Below are 19,359 nucleotides of genomic sequence, written 5' to 3' on the forward strand. Positions count from 1 at the left end.
CGGGGTTTTTTGTAGAGGAAAAGCATAATCTTCTGTAGAATTTATAGCTTTCAATTGTCTAGGCTATAACATATTCGCTATACTATTTACAGTAAATAGTAGGAGTGCTAAATGCACGGAGTAATTGATAGAGAAGGTAGGAGCTATGATGTATAAAATAGGTGTTGTTGGGCCAATTAAATCCGTGGAAAAAATTATCGAATTAGCACATGAAATTGATCAGGATATGACGTTTATTCCATATATTTATAGTATCGCCACTGAAACGAAAGATATTGTAGAGAGCCATAATCAAGATGTAGATTTTTGGCTTTTTTCAGGATACATACCTTATAAAATTGCTAGTCAGACAAGTATTTCACAGGATAAGCTGGCACATATTATTTTTTCGGAGGCAGCTATCTATAAAGGTTTTTTAGAGGAATCCTATAAAAGAAAAAAATTTATCGAGAATGTTAGTATTGATATTATTCCATCTCCTGCACAAATGGCCACAGAAGGATTAGCGGACATTGAACAAAATGTGAGGAACATGTATCTTAAAGAATTTGATGTCGCCATTGATCCGAAGGAATTATTTGAGTTCCATTTTGGGCTTTGGCAAGAAGGAAAAATTGATTTTGCCATCACCTGTTATCCGTCAGTAGATGAGCAATTAAGAAGGATGGGGGTTCCATCATATTGGGTTTCTCCTACAAAAACGGAAATTTACCATACTGTGCAGTTGTTTACGGAAAAAATTAAAACATCCTATTATAAAGAAACACAGATTGGTGCTGTTATGCTGGAAATAAAGGATTTCGACTCTTTGAAGGAGCGAATGAAGCAGGGCTACCGTATTCAATATTTGGAATTACGCATAAAGGAAAATTTATTGCAATTATGCGAACGAATTGATGGCTCTTTAGTGGTGGAAGGAAATGGGAGATATACAATTTTCAGCACTAGGGGAGCTATTGAAGGTCAAATTCAGTTCATCACAGAGAAAATGTATCAGCTGTCTATTGAAATGGAGGGGAAGGTAACAGCAGGGATTGGCTTTGCGCAAACTGTATTTAACGCAGAATTACATGCACATAGAGGTTTACGTCAAACGAAAGCAAATGAATCTATTGATATTGTTATGGTACAGGACGATGGTACGATTATTGAATCCGTTGGGAATATAGAAGAGTTATCCTATTCCTATCGAGCGGAAGATCCAGATATACTTGAAAAATTGAAAAGAGGTAGTATTAGCATCAAAACCTATACGAAGATACAGGCTTTAGTTCAAAAGATGCGTTGGAAGCATTTTACGACAAAGGATTTAGCGACACAGCTTCAAATGAGTGAACGGAATGCTCAGCGTATTGTAGCTGATTTATGTAGTGTAGGTTTAGCAAAGATCGCTGGAGAGGAACTACAGCATACTCGAGGTAGACCTATCAAAATGTATCAGCTTGTTATGCATCGTCCTACTTATTAAATAAAGAAATATCCCAAACCATTTACGGTTTTGGGATATTTTTTTTGTTCCATATTTATAAGGATTTAAGCGTGGTTTTTTAGATGTCTTATAGCCTTCTTTACGTTTTATCTAGTAGGAATTTTCAAAAAAATATTGTCATTTCATAAAAATTTGATTATTATACGAATATATAACGAAATTGTCGTTATTTAAGGGGTTTTGATTTTATTAGACGGGAGAGATGGATAGCCAAAGTTGGTAGGTTGCAAAGGAAAGCGAAAGGATACAATGAAAATTTAGACGATCATCATTTTGCACAACTATTGCAGCAATAGAGCTACAAGATATGGGAGGGAATGTAATGACAATGAATTCGGTAACAAAAAAATCCAGAAATTTAATACTTGCACTTTTATTTTTAGGATGGTCGTTAGGAAATTTAGATCGATACATTATGAACTATGCGGTTGTATCCATTACAGGTGATTTGAGCTTAGATGCCTCTTCTACAGGAATTATTTTAAGCGCTTTCTTTTTAGGCTATGCCATTATGCAAATTCCTGGTGGATGGCTTGCCGATAAATTTGGCGCTAAGCGAGTTTTATTGATGGCTGTTATAATGTGGTCAATTTTTACAGGTTTGACCGCTGTTGCATGGTCATTAACGGCTATGATTGTTATTCGCTTTTTATTTGGTATTGGAGAGGGGGGCTTCCAGCCGGCAAGCTCTAAAATTATTGCAACAATTTTTCCGAAGGAGGAGAGAGGGAGAGCTATGTCCATTATGCTTACCTCTGGAGGAATTGTATCACTGATTGTACCATTACTAGCTGCTTATTTATTAGGAACAATTGGCTGGCGCATGATGTTCATCATTATCGGAGCGATAGGGGCCATTATTGCCTTGCTCTATTGGAAATATATCAAGCTACCACAGGAGCAAGCCGTTCAAGTAGAGAGGGGTGAGAATGTTTCCCCGAAAGTGAGCTTGAAGGAATTATTTAAGACACCACTGATGTGGAATTTAATTATTGCTTATTTTTGTATCTATGCCGTGAACTGGGGATTAGTTTCATGGATTCCTACCTATTTACAAAAAAATCGAGGTCTTGATTTAATGTCAATTGGCTGGGCACAAACAATCCCTGCCATCACAACAATTATAGGCGTTTATGGTAGCGGTTTGATCATTGATAAGTTACCACGGGGGATGGACAAAATCTTAGGCTCCATTTCATGTGCAGTCATTGGCATTTTATTGTATTTAATGTTTACAGCAAAATCTGTATCACTATTTATCAGCTATCAAACGGTAGTCTCTATATTTATTGCCTTTGTTATTACCTTGCTCCCTGCTATTGTGCTAAAGAAATTGCCATCATCCATTACAGGTTCAGCAATGGGCGTTGCCAATACAGGTGGTCAATTAGCGGGCTTTGTAACACCGATGGCAATTGGCTTTATGGTAGATGCCTTTAATGGGTCCTTTGATGCAGCCTTTTGGATGTTAATTGGATTTGCAGCAATCTGTATTATTTCACTGTTAACATTAAATGATCAAAAAGGGAAGCTATTGAATTCATAGTTGAATCCCATTTTCTAAGGAGGTAAAAAAAGATGAGTTTTCAAGAAAAAATTTCAATATTAGTCGAATCAAAAAGAGAGGCGAGCATTGAATTAAGTAATGCTATATGGGCAGTACCTGAGCTTCATTTTCAAGAAAAAAAATCGGTACAATTTATGGAAGAAGCCTTAGAGAGAGAGGGCTTTGCAACTGAGATTGGGGTAGCAGGTCTTGAAACAGCACTAATGGGCACATTTGGTTCTGGGAAGCCTGTTATTGCTTTTCTCGGTGAATATGACGCTCTTCCTGGACTAAGTCAAAAAGGTGGTGCCACTTCTTACGAGCCACTAGAAGAGGGTGGTAGTGGTCATGGATGTGGCCATAATTTATTGGGAACAGGTGCATTTACTGCGGCTGTGGCTGTGAAAGATTACTTAGAACAACATAATCAATCAGCGACGATTCGTTTTTATGGCTGTCCCGCTGAGGAAAATGGTTCAGGTAAGGCATATATGGCGAAGGCAGGTCTTTTTGATGATGTTGATATTGCCATATCGTGGCACCCTGGAACATTTTCAACAGTCATGACTTGTAGCTCTCTCGCAAACTATGCAGTTACTTTTAAGTTTACTGGAAAAAGTGCACACGCAGCAGCAGCACCACATTTAGGAAGAAGTGCATTGGATGCTGTTGAACTTATGAATGTTGGGGTAAACTATTTACGTGAGCATATTATTCCAGAGGCACGCGTGCATTATGCCATTACAAATTCAGGAGGAACATCTCCAAATGTTGTACAGCCATATGCCGAGGTAACTTACTTAGTAAGAGCACCCAAAAAACAGCAAGTACAGGAGATTTATCAGCGTGTTGAAAATATTGCTAAAGGTGCCACACTTATGACTGGAACATCATTAGAAATCGAATTTGAAGGCGCTGCGTCAAATCTTATTCCAAATAAAACACTTTATGATGCAATGTATAAGCAATTACTTGAAATCGGTATGCCAACTTATACAATAGAAGATGAACAGCATGCACAAGCTATTTTTAAGACATTTTCACCCGACATTCAGGCCTCTGCTTTAATTGGCTTATCGAAAGAGGATACGATGTTGTTAAAAGATCAAGTGATTGCACAACATATTCCAGGTATTCTACCAGAATTTATTTTGGGCGGATCTACAGATGTTGGAGATGTTAGCTGGAATGTTCCAACTGTTCAATGTACAACGGTATGTATGGCATTGGGGACGCCGCTTCATACGTGGCAGGTTGTATCACAGGGCGTTATGCCGATAGCACATAAGGGGATGTTGCAGGCTGCAAAAATTATGGCTTGCACCGCTATAGAGTGTATTCACAATCCAGCACTGATTGAGGAGGCTAAAAAGGAATGGGAGGAACGTTTGGATGGAGAGACTTATGCATCCCTAATTCCTGAAGGTACAAAACCTCCAAAGCGTTAGAATAATAGTATAGATTCGGATAGAGCCTTCATAGGTGGACTATGAAGGCTCTGTTTTTTCAAATATGAGAGGAGTTAGATTATGGTAACCGAACATACAAATTCACAACAACAACTTGTCTCTGGCTGGGTCGAGGAGTTTCGTCCCTTTGCAAAAAATGGACAGTGCGCAAACTATATTCCAGCACTTGCCGAAAAAAATCCTCTCCAATTAGCTATTTCAATTGTTGGACCATCTAGTAATGAAATGAAGGCAGGGGATACTACTGAACTATTTACCCTCCAGAGTGTGTCGAAGGTAGTTACATTTATTTTAGCGTGTATGGATCGAGGATTATCCTATGTTTTAGAACGAGTAGATGTTGAACCAACAGGTGATACCTTCAACTCCATTATTCGCCTGGAAAGCCATCGCCCAGGGAAGCCATTTAATCCCATGATTAATGCGGGTGCTATAACAGTATCCTCTATGCTTTCTGGAAATTCACCACAGGAGAAGTTAGAGAAAATTCTCTATTTTATAGAGCAAATGGTTGGTAAAAAATTGAAGGTGAATAAAGAGGTTTTTCAATCTGAATGGCAAACAGCTAATCGAAATCGATCTTTAGCGTATTATTTAATGGATTCTGGTTTTTTAGATTGCCCCGTAGAGGAGGCATTGGAGGTATATTTAAAACAATGTGCGATAGAAGTCAATGTAACTGATTTAGCGATGATTGGATTAGTAATTGCCAATGATGGCTACCATCCCCAATTAAAAACACAGCTTTTCCCAAAACAGGTCGCGAAATTAGCGAAGGCCTTGATGGTTACTTGCGGTATGTATAATGCGTCTGGAAAATTTGCTGCATTTATCGGGCTACCTGCTAAAAGCGGTGTTTCTGGAGCAATTCTTGCAGCTGTGCCTAGTCACGCAAGCTTAAATTCTCCATTTCCTGATGGCTGTGGTATTGGTATCTATGGACCAGCGATTGATTCAATCGGCAATAGTGTGGCAGGAGTAAAGCTATTAAAGCATCTTGCAACTGAATGGGATATGAATATATTTTAAAGCCATATAATTGACGTGATTTTAGTGTAGGGAGAAACTTCACTTTTTTAAAGAAGCCCTGGATAGGTTCACTTTTGTTAATTATCCAGGGCAGTTATCTTAGCCTATAGGTTTAGTCCTTTTCATTTTATAAATAAACGTGAGTAGTATAAACCAAATAGGTGTTAGCAGTAAGGCTGTACGTGTGGCCTCAGAGATGAACATTACTACTAATAAAAATGCGAAGAAGGCAAGCACTAAGTAATTAACGAATGGCGTAAAAGGTGCCTTGAAACTAGATGCTTCATGTAGTGCCCGTTTCTTTCGTTTATAGATGATATGGGAGATTAATATAATACTCCATACCCAGATAAAACAAATAGCACTAATGGTTGTTACAACACTAAAGGCGTTTTCTGGCATTAATTTACTTAATAAGGCGCCAATCGATACCACAATTGCCGACACGATAAGCGCGTTACTTGGTACACTGTTTTTATTAAGCTTGGCAAATGATGCTGGCGCTTGCTTATTGTTGCCCAGATTATAAAGCATGCGGCTTGTAGAGAATAGACCACTATTACCTGCAGAAGCGGCAGATGTGAGAACAACAAAATTAATAATCCCAGCTGCGATTGGGATTCCTGCTAAAGTGAATACTTGTACAAATGGACTGCTTGCAGCAGACATTTCATACCAAGGGTTAATACAAAGGATGACAAATAATGCCCCTACATAAAATAGTAAAATACGTAATGGTATTTTGTTAATGGCTGAAGGAATATTTTTTTTAGGATCAGCTGTTTCTGCAGCCGACACGCCAACTAATTCGACACCAACAAAAGCGAAAACAACCATTTGGAATGCCATCAAGAAACCGTTAACACCATTCGGGAACATTCCACCGTGTGCCCAAAGATTTTCCACTGACACAGTGCCTGAGCTTGTTTGAAAGCCTGTAAATAGCATGATAAGCCCAATAATAATGAGTGCAACAATCGTGATAACTTTGATAAGGGCAAACCAAAACTCTAATTCCCCAAATAATTTTACCGTTAATAAATTTAAGATTAATAGTAGAACTAAGCAGCCTATCGCTGGTATCCATTGAGGTATATCAAACCAATATTTCGTATATACACCAACAGCAATAATGTCTGCCATGGCTGTCATAATCCAGCAAAACCAATACGTCCAGCCTGTGACAAAGCCTGCCCAAGGTCCTATATATTCTGTTGCAAAATCAGTAAATGATGTATAACCAGCTTTTGATAATAATAGTTCACCTAATGCACGCATCACAAAAAATAGAGCGATGCCGACAATTAAATAGGCAAAGATAATGGCAGGCCCAGCGAGTGCTATGGCTTTCCCAGATCCTAAAAATAAACCTGTACCGATTGTCCCTCCAATGGCAATAAGCTGCACATGGCGATTCTTTAAATCTCGTTTTAATTGCTGTTGTTCCACGTTAATCCCCCTCAATGATGTAGAAAATATGACTGGAAAATAAAAAAAGACTAGTCATGACACTAGTCTCGTAAACGTCAGAATAACAAATACCATTTATGGATGTTGACGATAAGGTAAACATTCGGTTGGTATATCTTTCATGATGAAAGTTGATATTACTCCTCTGTCCTTTTGCCTGAGATAGTGAACCCTTCGGCGACGCAAGCTGCGCTCTCTCCAGAACTGCTCCTGCTATAGTTTAATCCATAGCATTCATAGCTTATATTGTCGTGATGACATTATTTTAAGATATTATACATCCTATCAATGGTTGCATCATTATTCAAGAACAAATTTTAGCTATTTTCAGAAAAATAGAAGAATGCGATTTAGATAGAGAAATAAATTATAGAAAATAGTATTTTTAGGTCATACAATTGTTTTCTTAATTTTGGATTGATACGATGTGAGAGTGATTACATTGGAAATTCGAATGCTTAAAATAGGGGGGAGAGAGGACAATTGGAGAGTACGAGCGGTCAAAAAAATGAGGAGAGTCATCAAATGAAGAATTCAAATGTTCAACAAAGAGGTAAAAACGTCCAATGATATGGTGCATTAATAATCTATTCATGAGGTGAGTAAATGGAACGAATAAAGATGGCTGCAGAGATATTGGCGAAGGAAGGAGGGTACGAACAGGTTAAACATATGCTGTTAGATGTGCTGGCTGAAGATAAAAATGTTATAATCCTCCATAATTTAGCCGATTTATTGAAGGAAAATGAAGATTATGAAGAATCGTTAGACTATGCCAAACAGGCTGTTGCTATGGAACCTAAAACTTATTATCCGTATGCATTACTTGGCGAATTGATGATGCGACTTGTGAACGATGAAAGTGCACAGCCATGGCTAGAGAAAGCCTATACTTTATTTGAGTCCCCAGTTGTCGCTCATAATTTAGGATGTATTTATAAACGGCAACAAAAGTTTAACGAAGCGGCTACATATTTTATCCAATCCTATAAATCAGAGGATTATGGGCTAATGAGGGCTGTTGAATGTTTTGTCTTGGCTGGGGATACAGATAGTGCTTATAAATGGATTGATGTTATTAAGCGGGATCAGGAACGCTTTATTGGAGAAGTCGAACTAGCGGAGTTATATAAAAGCCTAGGTCACTATCAAGAGGCCGCCGAATGGTATGCTAAAGGTTATCAGCATTATGCACATACGGCTTGCTGGATCTCCAATTATTTATGGGTACTGCATCAACTGGGGCATGAAAAGCAAGTAAGAGATATTCGCGCCGCTTTTCTGGAAACATTAACAACAGAATTATTGAAATTACCAGAGGATGCAGTGGAATATGAAATGACATGTGAGGAAATGAAGGAAGAGGAGCAGAGATTGCTAGCGGATATGGAGCATGTGAGAAATGCTCATTTGCAGGTTGGCCTCTCGAATGATGATGAGCTGTATATTGCATCTCGTTGCTTTACCTTTTTCTGCCCAATGCATGATCAAAGTTGTGGTGAGCAAGAGATAGGTGAGTAATTGTATGTAATGGACATAATATAGTAGAAACTCTGAATTTTTTGCAAAAAGGAAACCATCTCATAGTCATTTGGGATGGTTTCTTTTTGTCGAAACGACGCAGCGTAGTTAAATATGTTTAAATCTACTTCTCGATTGAGAAAGAACGCGGTCCTCGCGCCTTAACGATTCTGCTACATGCTTATTTTTTTGATTTTATTTTACCTGTCCAAGTACGGAAGCCGCCTTGAAGCTGGTAAATTTGGTTGTAGCCACGCTTTTTAAGAAACAATGCAGCACGTGAGCTACGGCCTGTATTTTGACAGTATAAATATACTGGTAAATCTGGGCGAATTTCTTTATAACGTTGACGTAGTGTAGTTGAAGGAACATTGCGGGCACCAAGGATATGACCAGCATCAAATTCTTTCTGCTCTCGTACATCAATAAGCTGAGCTTTACGATAGCCTTCAATAAATTGTTCTTGTGTTAGGTTTGTCACTGCTTTTTTTAGTCTCATTGCATTTATTCCGATATATGCAATTAGGACTACTAAAACAACACCGATTGTGATAAGTATGTCCAAGATTTTCTTACCCCTTTCTATCTTCTTTATTATTATAAAAGATGCGCTAGCGATAGTCCATTGAGTTTGATAAAATTAACTAGATTGTGGCTAGAATTAAGATAACTATATGCATTGGTTTACGTGGATGTAGTTCATCAACGCTACAGAAGTAGATGAGTGTCACTATTTATGATAATTCGACATTGAATGTTATGGTATATTTTGACGCCCTTTCGCTAAGATTAATTAAATAGTTGTGGGAGATGAAAATATGACAACTTGGTATTTTCTAAATTCAGGAAAATGTAGTCCATCTTTTAATATGGCATTAGATGAGGCATTGCTTGATTGGCATAGTGAAGGATTGATTCCACCCGTTATTCGTTTTTATGAGTGGGAGCCAGCTACGCTTTCCATTGGTTATTTTCAACAAGCAAAGCGAGATATTAATATAGAGGCAGTGGAGCAGCAAGGACTTGGTTTTGTTCGTCGTCCAACAGGGGGTAGAGCCGTTTTACATGAGCATGAGTTGACATATAGCGTCATTGTTACTGAAAGCTATCCAAATATGCCAGAGTCGGTGACAGAGGCCTATCGAGTGTTAAGTGAAGGTATACTACAAGGCTTTCATAATCTCGGGATGGATGCATATTTTAGCGTACCGGACACAGAGGAAAAAAAGGCAGATTTAAAAAATCCGAAAAGTGCAGTTTGTTTTGATGCTCCGAGCTGGTATGAACTTGTGGTAGAGGGGAAAAAAGTTGCTGGTAGTGCACAAACACGTCAAAAGGGTGTTATTTTACAGCACGGAGCCATTTTACTAGATTTAGATCAGGAAAAATTATTATCCGTTTTTAATTTTTCAAGTGAAGAAGCGAAGGACCGTATGCGTAGAAAGCTACCAGAGAAGGCCGTTGCTATTAATAGTCTTGTCAAAGAACCTGTAACAATTGAACAATGTGTGATAGCTTTTCGGGATGGCTTTGCAAAATCGTTGCAAATTGATTTAAAACCATTTACACTTTCTGAGGAGCAATTAGAATATGTCCATGCACTAGAAGAAAAAAAATATGCATGTGACGATTGGAACTTCAAAAAGTAAAAAATGGTATAAGAAAAATATTTTTTTTATCGTTCAAACCTTGTGATGACAAGCAGTTCTGATTCTATTCCAAATTGCAAGAGTTGAATTAAAAAACTATATATAGTATCTTTTTTAAAGACAAATACACAATATGTAGTGTTTAACAACACATGATATTGTGTATTTATTGTGTGTAAGGCAGAAAATAAGGGAGGCAAAACGATGGTACTCACAAATCATCAACCCGAAGTAAACAAACAAATTGAACAGTTAAACAAAGATATTGAGCTATTTCCTCAGGTTCACCCTGTAACACCTGATATGCATATTACGCATAAGGGTGTATCAAGGCTTGTCATGATCGATCGCTACTCGTTTAAGGATACGGAAAAGAAAACGCTAAAAGCTGGTGATTTTGTCGTATTAACAGTGAAGGCAGATCCAAAATTTCCTGCCCGTGGTTTAGGGACAATTCAGAAGTTGGACATGTCTGCAAAAACAGCAGATATTTTGATTGAGGAAGACTACCGTAGCGCTTTAGATAATCCAAAAGAGCAAGAAACAGGTGTGATTACGCGTTCAATTGACGTGTTAGAAAAGCCTCTTGAAATTTTTTATGAACAAATCGCAAAACGCAATGCAACAGGGCTTGCTGCTGTTGAAAAAACACCAGAGAAACGCCAAGAATGGTTTGAGAAGTTTTATGATCAGTTAGTATCATTAAAATTTATTCCAGCTGGACGAGTTATTTATGGAGCTGGTTCTGAAACAGATGTAACCTTCTTCAACTGTTACGTAATGCCATTTGTAGCAGATTCACGTGAAGGGATAAGTGATCACCGTAAGCAAGTAATGGAAATTATGAGCCGCGGTGGTGGTGTAGGGACAAATGGTTCGACATTACGTCCACGAAACACTTTAGCACGTGGTGTAAATGGTAAATCATCTGGTTCTGTCTCATGGTTAGATGATATTGCCAAACTGACTCATCTTGTTGAACAAGGTGGATCCCGTTAACCGATAACGGCGGGATTAAAATCTCGTGAATTGCTGGAACACCCTTAGAGCTTTTCTTGCTACAACGTAAGCTGCGAAGCTAAGCGTGAATGCTTGAAAAAAGAAAAGATTGGGCAATCAGCAGCGAAGCATCTATGGAAACGTAGATGAACGTTCAACGACTATTGAACCTTCCTAAACTTTTGGACCACATCGGAGGTGGAAGCATGGAAGAAGTAAATCGTATTGTACGGAGACGTCCTTATGAGGCGCGAGACAAGGAACGATTGATTAAAAGAATTATTGAGTTGCATGAAAATGGTATGAGCCAAGTGGATATTGCAAAAACACTTAACATAGGAAGAGGAACAATCCTTAGATGGAACAAAGAATTAGAGCTTTTTAAAGCGAGAAAGCCTGGTCAAGCGGGAAAGCTGAAAAATAAGAAGTATCATTACGATGAAAACTACTTTAAAAATATTGATACAGCAAATAAGGCTTATTTAGTAGGTTATATTACAGGTGATGGTACTATATATGACCGTGGTAAATCGAAACGTCTGATTTTATCACTTGCTGAGCAGGACCGGCAATTGCTTGAAGATATCGCAAATGAATTGTCTATGCAAGAAGCGATTAAATTCCGTAAACGAAGTGCACCAAATGAACAAAACAAATACTCTTTAATAATTAATTCAACAGAAATGTGCAATGATTTAATGAGGTTGGGAATTAAACCTCGAAAAACAGGCTTTGAAAGTTGGATTGATTTTAAAAATGAGGATTTACAATGGACCTATTTAAGAGGTTTTTTTGATGCAGATGGCCATTTTTCCAAGCGTGGGAGAATAGGTTTTACGGGTAATCGCGAAATGCTTTTATCATTACTTCATTTTTTGCATAATCAACAACTGGCTTTAACGGTCCATAAACTTTACCCAAAACAAGGATGCGTTGACTTATTTATTTATCGAAAAGATGATGTGTTAAAGATTATTCGTAAGTTATATGAACATGGTTCCATACAACTCAATAGAAAGTATGAAAAAATCAAATCCTTCTTTGATGATATAGTCTGATCTTATGTGAAAGCATAAGAATGTGGCAGAAATGACCACATCCTAAAAGTATCTTAAAATACTTTTTTGTAACAAAAAGCGTGGGGCACAAATGATTATGCTGGCAGATTGGCATCCTGATATTGTGGAATTTATTATTTCAAAAATGCAAAATCCACGTATCTTGAGATACCTAATCGAAAATACAACGGATGAAACAATCATTCGACTAGCTAAAGAAAAATTAAACTTTAAGCCTCTTTCTTTCCAAGAAGAAGCTATGTACCAAGGCATTGTCAACTATAAAAGTATCGAGGGATTAGGCGGTTTTGATACAGCAATTATCCGTGAAGCGGAAAATAAATTGCGTGATGGTGGTACGTATACAGTTCATAATCCAGAATTCTTAACAGGTGCAAATATTTCTGTTACATTAACAAAAGAATTTATGGAAGCTGTTGAAAATGATACTGACTTCGAGCTTCGTTTCCCAGCAGTTGAAGAATATTCGAAAGAAGAAATGAACGTTTACAACACGGAATGGCATAAAGTTGGTGATGTTCGTGAATGGGAGAAAATGGGCTATAAAATACGCACATACCGCACAATTAAAGCTAAAGAATTGTGGAATTTAATTAATGTATGTGCAACATATTCTGCAGAGCCAGGTATTTTCTTCATCGACAACGCGAATGATATGACCAATGCGAAGGCATATGGTCAAAGCGTTGTAGCGACAAACCCGTGTGGGGAACAACCACTTGCACCATATTCTGTGTGTAACTTAGCAGCTGTGAACTTAGCACAGTTTGCGAATAAAGAAAATCAAACTGTGGATTATGAAGCACTACGTGAAACAGTTCGTGTTGGTGTTCGTATGCAAGATAATGTTATTGATGCCACACCTTACTTCTTAGAGGAAAACCGTGTACAAGCTCTTGGTGAGCGACGTGTAGGTTTAGGCGTTATGGGCTTAGCTGATTTACTGATTTATTGTGAGAAGGAATACGGTTCAGAAGCAGGTAATGAGCTAGTAGATAAAATCTTTAAAACAATTGCTGAAACGGCGTATGAGGCTTCTACAGAGCTTGCTAAAGAACGTGGTAGCTTCCCATTCTTAGTAGGTGCTACAGACGAAGAAACAGCTCGTTTACGTAAAGCCTTCACAGAGACAGGCTTTATGCAGAAAATGCCTGCTCATATTAAGGAGCAAATCTTAGCGACTGGTATTCGTAACTCACATTTATTAACAGTTGCGCCAACTGGTTCAACAGGAACAATGGTAGGGGTAGCAACAGGTCTTGAGCCATACTTCTCATTCACTTACTACCGTTCTGGTCGTCTAGGTAAATTCATTGAAGTAAAAGCTGAAATTGTTCAAGAATATTTAGATCGTCACTCAGAAGTAAACGAGCAAGAGCTTCCTGAATGGTTTGTCACTGCGATGGAGCTTAAACCAGAAGCGCATGCTGATGTACAATGTATCATCCAAAAATGGATTGATTCATCCATCTCTAAAACAGTAAACGCACCAAAAGGCTATACAGTACAGCAAGTAGAAAAAGTATATGAGCGACTCTACAAGGGCGGCGCTAAAGGTGGTACGGTCTATGTAGATGGTAGCCGTGATTCACAGGTGCTTACACTAAAAGCTGAAGAAAATGATATGGATCAGCTATCATTCGAGGAAGAATTAGTAGAAGAACATACAAAACGTCCAGTCGTATTAGTAGATACAATCCAAGCGTTAGAGTCTACAACGGTTATCGGCTCAGACGTAGGGAATACATGTCCAGTATGCCGTAAAGGAACAGTCGAAGAAATGGGTGGCTGTAATACATGTACAAACTGTGGTGCACAGTTAAAATGCGGTCTATAAGATAATAAAAGGGCCATCTGTTGTAGATTTGAAATAAAGTCGTACCGTTTATAAAAAAGATGTACCGTTTTGCCCCTTTGGATAATAGAAATCTAAAGGGGTATTTTTATATCAAAATGAACTAGAACATCTAAATTCGAAAAGTGGATTAAAGAAGGTCGTGGCTCTGGAGTTGGAGAGGGTTATAAACCATGGTTAAACATTCAAGATGTGTCTTCGAAAGGTCGCGTTTAAAAGGTATTAAAACAAATAAACAGCACGAATTTCTATCAGATTTGGAACGAAATCACTTTTATTTAACCATGAAGGAAAACGCTTTTTATTTTATAAAAAGAAAAACTAAATAAAGAAGTGCATAGATAGGAAGTGCGGTTGTGGTTAAAATATACAATGACATTTCAGATTTAGAAAGTTTTCTTTTCCACTTAGTAAGTGTAAGTTTCCTACAATAAATCGCACTAGAAATAAAAATAATAATTAAAGCTAAATTCATTACGTTTTCTAAAAAGGTAATCATATAATCGGCTCCTTTATGGTTACTCAATCATTATCGTTTTGATATATTACATGAGTAATCGATAAAGAATCTCATATTTTAAGGATAGTAAAATATGAGATTCCTTGTAAATAGACAGCAGTTTTTTTATCCAGCTTTTTCAGGACCACATGTAGCTACAAATATTGCAATTGTAATAGGCTAACGGATATTTCTAAAATAAAGAGAAGGGTAGCAGCCTCTGACCAATAATTCCACCATCAATTAAGGCCTTTATTTCATTATATGCACCTGCACTGATTCCTAATGTTGAGTAATAATAAAGTTAAATTGAATTTAAATTTAAACCCACGAATTTTGATCAGTCTTTGTCAAAATACGTGGGTTTTTCTATTCTCGATTGTTAGGATTATTTGTATCCAATAAAAAAGTACTATCTTTTCTTATTAGGTATTTTGGGATTGAGAAACCCATCTGTCATACGGGAAGGGATTTTCAATTCAATTTCTATTTCCGAAAATGGATAATCAATAGACATACTAATAAGGTGTTTTATTGAAGATTAGATTACAGAAAAGGATCAAACTTTTTTATAAAAATTAAACAATACTTCACAGAGGACGAATCCATTTTGATCATTTTTTTTCAAAACAGGTTCTTTTTATTTAACGTAAAATGATAATTTGTGAGGTGTTTTTGATCAAGCTTTATTTTAAATCAACAGTATTTGTGGCTTTGAAATAAAGTTGCGATGTTTATAAAAAAGACAGGATGTTTAAAACAAAGTCCGATATTTATAAAAAAGTTGCGAAGTTATACCCCTTTAGATACGCTTAGACTAAAAGTTTTTTATAAAAAGTCATTATTTCGCAAACGGGTCATTTAATTACATAATAAACTTTGGAAATATGCTTTTATTTACGGAGATGTTATTAATGACCGCAGGGGGGAAATATGGAGTCAAAACTAATTATCATACGGGGAAACTCTGGAAGTGGAAAAACAACGACTGCGAAAAGTCTTCAAAATTATTTGGGAAATGGAACGCTATTGATTTCCCAGGATGTTGTGCGCCGTGAAATGTTGAAGGTCCAGGATAGAGAAGGGAATCTTTCCATTGATTTAATTCGCCAAATTGCGGAATACGGAAAAGATAAATGTGAATTTATTATTGTGGAAGGGATTTTATATAAAGAGCGTTACGGGGAAATGCTAAAAAATTTAATTCAGTTCTATGACCATGAGGCTTATGCTTTTTATTTTGATTTATCTTTTGAGGAGAGAGTCTTACGACATAACTCTAGGAAAAAAAAGATGGAATTCGGAGAGGATTCTTTACGTGCCTGGTGGAATCCAAATGATTATCTTGGCGTAGCCGGAGAAATGAAATTGACTGGTGATATGTCACAAGATAGGGTATTGAAATTAATTTTAAATCAACTACCAGCACAAGTTGATTTGAAATATTAACTTGTTTGTTCAACTAAAGGGGCTTTTCTTTATAAGGAATGCGTCTTACTTCATCTAAAGGGCCAGAATATGGAGGAAACAGTAAGAGTAAGAATACTGATTAAAGATTATTTGTGAAGTGTTTCACTTAAACTAAGTGCTTTAGTTCAATAAGAATTTAGAAGGGAAAAATGAAACTTCATCGAATTATCTTTTATAAAAAACAAACATTAAGGGTGAAAAGGATGATGAAAGACAAAAAACGTTTCAAAAAGACAAATAATAGAGTAGTACATGGTAAGACACCAGAAGAACGTTTTAAGGAAATACGAGGAATGACAATAGAGGAATGGAACGAACAACAATTCAAAGCTAAAACTGGAATGACACCCGATGAATGGTATATTAATGAGGCGAAATCAACAACACCTTTTAATTTTATAAAAGAACGCTACGGTACTGTTACCGAGGATGATATAAAGCTTGTTAAGGATTTGCAACTAATGGGATTAAAAGATGACGTTATATATGTATTACTTGATTATGTAGCAATTGTAAGTAGAATCGGAATGGTTCACCTGTTGGTAAAAGAGATGGGAGAAAATTGGTTTAATGAAAAAATATTTACAATTGAAAAAGCGATTTCTTACGATAGGGAACAACAGAAGAAATATATGTGATTACAATTAAAATGGAAAGTTTGTGAAACATTGTTCTTAAAAAAACGGGCGCGATTCTGTAATAAGGATCAGCGCTCTTTTTCATTAAAGGGCCAGATTGTTATAAAGGTTAGCATAAAAGCCCCCTTCATTTTGAATAATAACATTCGAGGGGTGATGAATCATGTATTATTTAAGAGTTATTATTTACATGTGTTTTTTAGGAATATTGATACACGCTCAAATATCATTTGCTGAAACAGATGAGGAAGTACCCTTTTAATTGACAATGGTAAGTGTCCGAACGCGCAAAGTTTGGGACATGTCCGTTCAGATAAAGGTCTTATAAATGCATTGAATAAAATTATTCCTGAGGTTTATAAAGAAGATAATTATAAAGGTTGGAAAATAGAAACCATAGCACATCTTTCAAAAGCACCACATCCGGAAGCATATTATGCAATGGCGAAACATTATTGTGGGGAGGAAATAGCTAACAATTCTTGGTTTGTGGAAGTACTATTTCCACAGTATTTACCGGCATATGATGCATCTCACAGACAAATTTTTGTGACCAAAAACAAACAAGGGCAATGGTTTGCTTGGTTTAGATTTCATTAACCAAACCATTGCGTTAAATCCTTCTCCAATAAGTGATTCTATTAAGAATTTAGACCTTTCAAAAATCGATTTTCTGATACTGAATGAGATTGAAGGACAAGAAATTAGTGGGGAAAAATCACTTAACAGAATACCCGATCACTTACTATCGAACTATAATCATTTAAAGATTGTGTTGACTTTAGGTCCAAATGGCGTCATATATAGAGACAATGTACAAGAACACAAGCAAGAAGCCTATAAAGTCAAAGTGAAAGACACAACGGCAGCAGGTGATACTTTCTTGGGTTATTTCCTAAGCATGATTTCATCAGAAACATGATATTAAATTTGCACTTACAATTGCCTCAAAAGCTGCTTCACTTGCAGTATCTAGAAAAGGCTCATCTTCTTCTATCCCGGTTTTGGCAGAGGTACTCGGTAAATAGTTAGATATACATGATAGGTAGGAAAGGAGCCGATTATTGAAGATAAGGACATTGCTTTTCCCACATGGTTATGTGAAGGTCATTTAGAGCCACTTTCATGGAGAAACGTACACCAAATGTATAAAAGAATGTAGAGTAATCCATCTATACAGAAGGCGGTAATGAATATATGGAGATGTCCGGATTTTTATACGTAAGTGAAACTAACGTAAAAACCGCTGGATGTAAGGCCATCATCCAAAGTTTCGCTGCAAGCAAATGGAAATGCGAAATGGTTTACGATCCCGCCTGAGTATGGAAAGATGAGGGGATATTTTAAGCTTAATGTACATTCAATATATTGTGGTTTGTAATATTATCGCTTGGTATAAAAATTCACATAAATCAATCCCGCTCCAAATTGTTGTTTTCTAATGGAAAAGTCATACCTGATTGAGGATGAAAAGCCACTAATTAAAAGTAATCTTATTTATCGTATTCTAATAGGAAGAAATAACATAGATTTATTTTAGAAACAAATCACTAGCGTCGCATTAGAATAGTTTAACGAAGTAAATGAAACTGAATTTTTCGTAACTATTTTTAGTACAATCGCATGGATAAGTTTACACGAAAAACCTCATAACCTACTTCAACTTCAATTGTATTAAAGATAAAACGTGAAAGAGGTGGGCATACTTGAGTACCACATTCAAAGAAAAAAATAATGATATCAATATAATTATAGGCTTTCTAGTCTTTTTTTACTTAACTTGGACCATTAAAGAATTATGGTTATTGGAATACATATATTCATTCGGTGAAATAATATACCCTCTAGTAGAGGCATTGGTTAAGAGTCTCATTTGGATTGTTCCAGTGTCGATTTATATAAAAATCCATTTACATTCAGATCCAATCAGCTATCTAAAAATGAAGGTTAATGTGAAGGTAGGGGTGTTTTGGGGAATTCTTCTTTCGCTACTGTTAGGAGCCGTTTTAATTTTAGAAGCATTCCTCTTTAATGGTGTTTCTTTTCATTTTTCATTATCTTTTGATGACTATCTAAACACTGTTCTAATGGCGGGGCTTGCTGAAGAGATTGTATTTAGAGGATTAATTTTACAAGAGTTCAATAAAAAATTAGCTTTTTGGAAAGCGAATATAATGACGGCTTTATTATTTTTAGTCATACATTATCCAATTTGGATATACAATAATATCATTTTTCAATTTGGTTCTCATATTTACATTTTTCTCATTGGCTTACTATTTGGATTTGTTTTTAAAAAGACGGGTTCATTATGGACTGTCATCTTACTACATGCATTTCATAATTATGTTCTTAGCATCATTTAATCAAAAGGATTTATTATAAAGAGGAATTATTCAATTCACCTCTATGGATTTTTTAGAGGTGAATTGATTTTTTTGTTGGATATTTAAGTTAACATCATCTATCTTAAACGAATGGAGTAGGATAGTTGGAGAGTGTTAACTTGTGTTCAACAATCTGGCCATTTGATTAATCTGAGAAGACTGTCCAAATAACAACAAGGAGAGAGGTAAAATTTCACCATTTAAAGCATTCTCATTCACCATTGTTTGTTTATTCACCCTTTAATCGATTGTTACCATT

The 19,359-nt window shown here is 36.5% G+C and carries 14 protein-coding genes, 3 pseudogenes and 1 riboswitch; of the genes and pseudogenes, 15 read left to right on the top strand and 2 right to left on the bottom strand.

Going from position 1 to position 19,359, the window contains the following annotated elements; all coding sequences use genetic code 11:
• Positions 1–145 precede the first annotated feature (145 nt).
• The 4 genes from AC2CGN_RS23520 to AC2CGN_RS23535 all read left to right on the top strand — a co-directional run bounded on the left by AC2CGN_RS23520 (position 146) and on the right by AC2CGN_RS23535 (position 5,533).
• Positions 146–1,468 (top strand): hypothetical protein, encoded by a 1,323-nt coding sequence (locus AC2CGN_RS23520; RefSeq protein WP_484516593.1) that lies wholly within the window; start codon positions 146–148, stop codon positions 1,466–1,468.
• Between the two features lie 343 nt (positions 1,469–1,811).
• Entirely contained in the window at positions 1,812–3,035 is a 1,224-nt protein-coding gene (locus AC2CGN_RS23525; protein WP_484516595.1) for an MFS transporter, read from the top strand.
• A 32-nt stretch (positions 3,036–3,067) separates the two neighbouring features.
• The gene (locus tag AC2CGN_RS23530; protein ID WP_484516596.1) at positions 3,068–4,483 is read left to right on the top strand and encodes a M20 family metallopeptidase; all 1,416 of its coding nucleotides are present in this window, start codon (positions 3,068–3,070) and stop codon (positions 4,481–4,483) included.
• An 81-nt stretch (positions 4,484–4,564) separates the two neighbouring features.
• Positions 4,565–5,533, top strand: coding sequence for a glutaminase (locus AC2CGN_RS23535; RefSeq protein WP_484516598.1), 969 nt, complete (start codon positions 4,565–4,567; stop codon positions 5,531–5,533).
• A gap of 99 nt (positions 5,534–5,632) precedes the next feature.
• Here the strand turns inward: AC2CGN_RS23535 and AC2CGN_RS23540 are convergent, their stop codons facing one another.
• Positions 5,633–6,982, bottom strand: coding sequence for an amino acid permease (locus tag AC2CGN_RS23540; protein ID WP_484516600.1), 1,350 nt, complete (start codon positions 6,980–6,982; stop codon positions 5,633–5,635).
• A 156-nt stretch (positions 6,983–7,138) separates the two neighbouring features.
• Positions 7,139–7,215: riboswitch (glycine riboswitch) on the bottom strand.
• A gap of 394 nt (positions 7,216–7,609) precedes the next feature.
• On the opposite strand from AC2CGN_RS23540, the gene AC2CGN_RS23545 reads away from it, so the two are divergent.
• Positions 7,610–8,524: a tetratricopeptide repeat protein gene (locus AC2CGN_RS23545; protein ID WP_484516602.1), complete on the top strand. Its 915-nt coding sequence runs from the start codon at positions 7,610–7,612 to the stop codon at positions 8,522–8,524.
• 181 nt (positions 8,525–8,705) lie between these two features.
• Here AC2CGN_RS23545 and AC2CGN_RS23550 read toward each other — a convergent pair whose 3' ends face one another.
• Positions 8,706–9,089 carry a rhodanese-like domain-containing protein gene (locus AC2CGN_RS23550; RefSeq protein WP_283868640.1) on the bottom strand — a complete coding sequence of 128 codons (384 nt, stop codon included), beginning with the start codon at positions 9,087–9,089 and terminating at the stop codon, positions 8,706–8,708.
• Positions 9,090–9,342: 253 nt separating this feature from the next.
• On the opposite strand from AC2CGN_RS23550, the gene AC2CGN_RS23555 reads away from it, so the two are divergent.
• The 10 genes and pseudogenes from AC2CGN_RS23555 (at position 9,343) to AC2CGN_RS23600 (ending at position 19,079) form a co-directional block, all read left to right on the top strand.
• Entirely contained in the window at positions 9,343–10,173 is an 831-nt protein-coding gene (locus tag AC2CGN_RS23555) for a lipoate--protein ligase family protein (protein WP_429982319.1), read from the top strand.
• Between the two features lie 204 nt (positions 10,174–10,377).
• Positions 10,378–11,169 (top strand): annotated as a pseudogene (locus AC2CGN_RS23560) (ribonucleotide reductase N-terminal alpha domain-containing protein); the annotation flags it as partial.
• A gap of 209 nt (positions 11,170–11,378) precedes the next feature.
• The gene (locus AC2CGN_RS23565) at positions 11,379–12,230 is read left to right on the top strand and encodes an LAGLIDADG family homing endonuclease (RefSeq protein ID WP_484516605.1); all 852 of its coding nucleotides are present in this window, start codon (positions 11,379–11,381) and stop codon (positions 12,228–12,230) included.
• A gap of 76 nt (positions 12,231–12,306) precedes the next feature.
• Positions 12,307–14,088 (top strand): annotated as a pseudogene (locus AC2CGN_RS23570) (vitamin B12-dependent ribonucleotide reductase); the annotation flags it as partial.
• A 147-nt stretch (positions 14,089–14,235) separates the two neighbouring features.
• Positions 14,236–14,390 (top strand): annotated as a pseudogene (locus AC2CGN_RS23575) (TnsA endonuclease N-terminal domain-containing protein); the annotation flags it as partial.
• A gap of 1,148 nt (positions 14,391–15,538) precedes the next feature.
• On the top strand, positions 15,539–16,054 hold the full coding sequence (locus tag AC2CGN_RS23580) for a kinase (RefSeq protein ID WP_484516606.1): 516 nt from the start codon (positions 15,539–15,541) through the stop codon (positions 16,052–16,054).
• A 224-nt stretch (positions 16,055–16,278) separates the two neighbouring features.
• Entirely contained in the window at positions 16,279–16,713 is a 435-nt protein-coding gene (locus tag AC2CGN_RS23585) for a hypothetical protein (protein WP_484516608.1), read from the top strand.
• A gap of 333 nt (positions 16,714–17,046) precedes the next feature.
• Entirely contained in the window at positions 17,047–17,313 is a 267-nt protein-coding gene (locus tag AC2CGN_RS23590; RefSeq protein WP_484516610.1) for a hypothetical protein, read from the top strand.
• Positions 17,291–17,635, top strand: a complete 345-nt coding sequence (locus tag AC2CGN_RS23595; protein WP_484516612.1) for a PfkB family carbohydrate kinase — start codon at positions 17,291–17,293, stop codon at positions 17,633–17,635. The genes AC2CGN_RS23590 and AC2CGN_RS23595 overlap by 23 nt, the downstream gene beginning before the upstream one ends.
• 784 nt (positions 17,636–18,419) lie before the next feature.
• Positions 18,420–19,079, top strand: coding sequence for a CPBP family intramembrane glutamic endopeptidase (locus AC2CGN_RS23600; protein WP_484516614.1), 660 nt, complete (start codon positions 18,420–18,422; stop codon positions 19,077–19,079).
• The last annotated feature ends 280 nt before the right edge of the window (positions 19,080–19,359 follow it).

It is taken from the genome of Lysinibacillus sp. DFXJR4 (assembly GCF_057196045.1).

What these genes read in the sequence shown, in the direction of transcription:
- AC2CGN_RS23535 (WP_484516598.1), top strand. Translation starts at nt 4,565, where the DNA reads ATGGTAACCGAACATACAAATTCACAACAACAACTTGTCTCTGGCTGG.
- AC2CGN_RS23555 (WP_429982319.1), top strand. Translation starts at nt 9,343, where the DNA reads ATGACAACTTGGTATTTTCTAAATTCAGGAAAATGTAGTCCATCTTTT.
- AC2CGN_RS23565 (WP_484516605.1), top strand. Translation starts at nt 11,379, where the DNA reads ATGGAAGAAGTAAATCGTATTGTACGGAGACGTCCTTATGAGGCGCGA.
- AC2CGN_RS23545 (WP_484516602.1), top strand. Translation starts at nt 7,610, where the DNA reads ATGGAACGAATAAAGATGGCTGCAGAGATATTGGCGAAGGAAGGAGGG.
- AC2CGN_RS23530 (WP_484516596.1), top strand. Translation starts at nt 3,068, where the DNA reads ATGAGTTTTCAAGAAAAAATTTCAATATTAGTCGAATCAAAAAGAGAG.
- AC2CGN_RS23580 (WP_484516606.1), top strand. Translation starts at nt 15,539, where the DNA reads ATGGAGTCAAAACTAATTATCATACGGGGAAACTCTGGAAGTGGAAAA.
- AC2CGN_RS23520 (WP_484516593.1), top strand. Translation starts at nt 146, where the DNA reads ATGATGTATAAAATAGGTGTTGTTGGGCCAATTAAATCCGTGGAAAAA.
- AC2CGN_RS23525 (WP_484516595.1), top strand. Translation starts at nt 1,812, where the DNA reads ATGACAATGAATTCGGTAACAAAAAAATCCAGAAATTTAATACTTGCA.
- AC2CGN_RS23585 (WP_484516608.1), top strand. Translation starts at nt 16,279, where the DNA reads ATGATGAAAGACAAAAAACGTTTCAAAAAGACAAATAATAGAGTAGTA.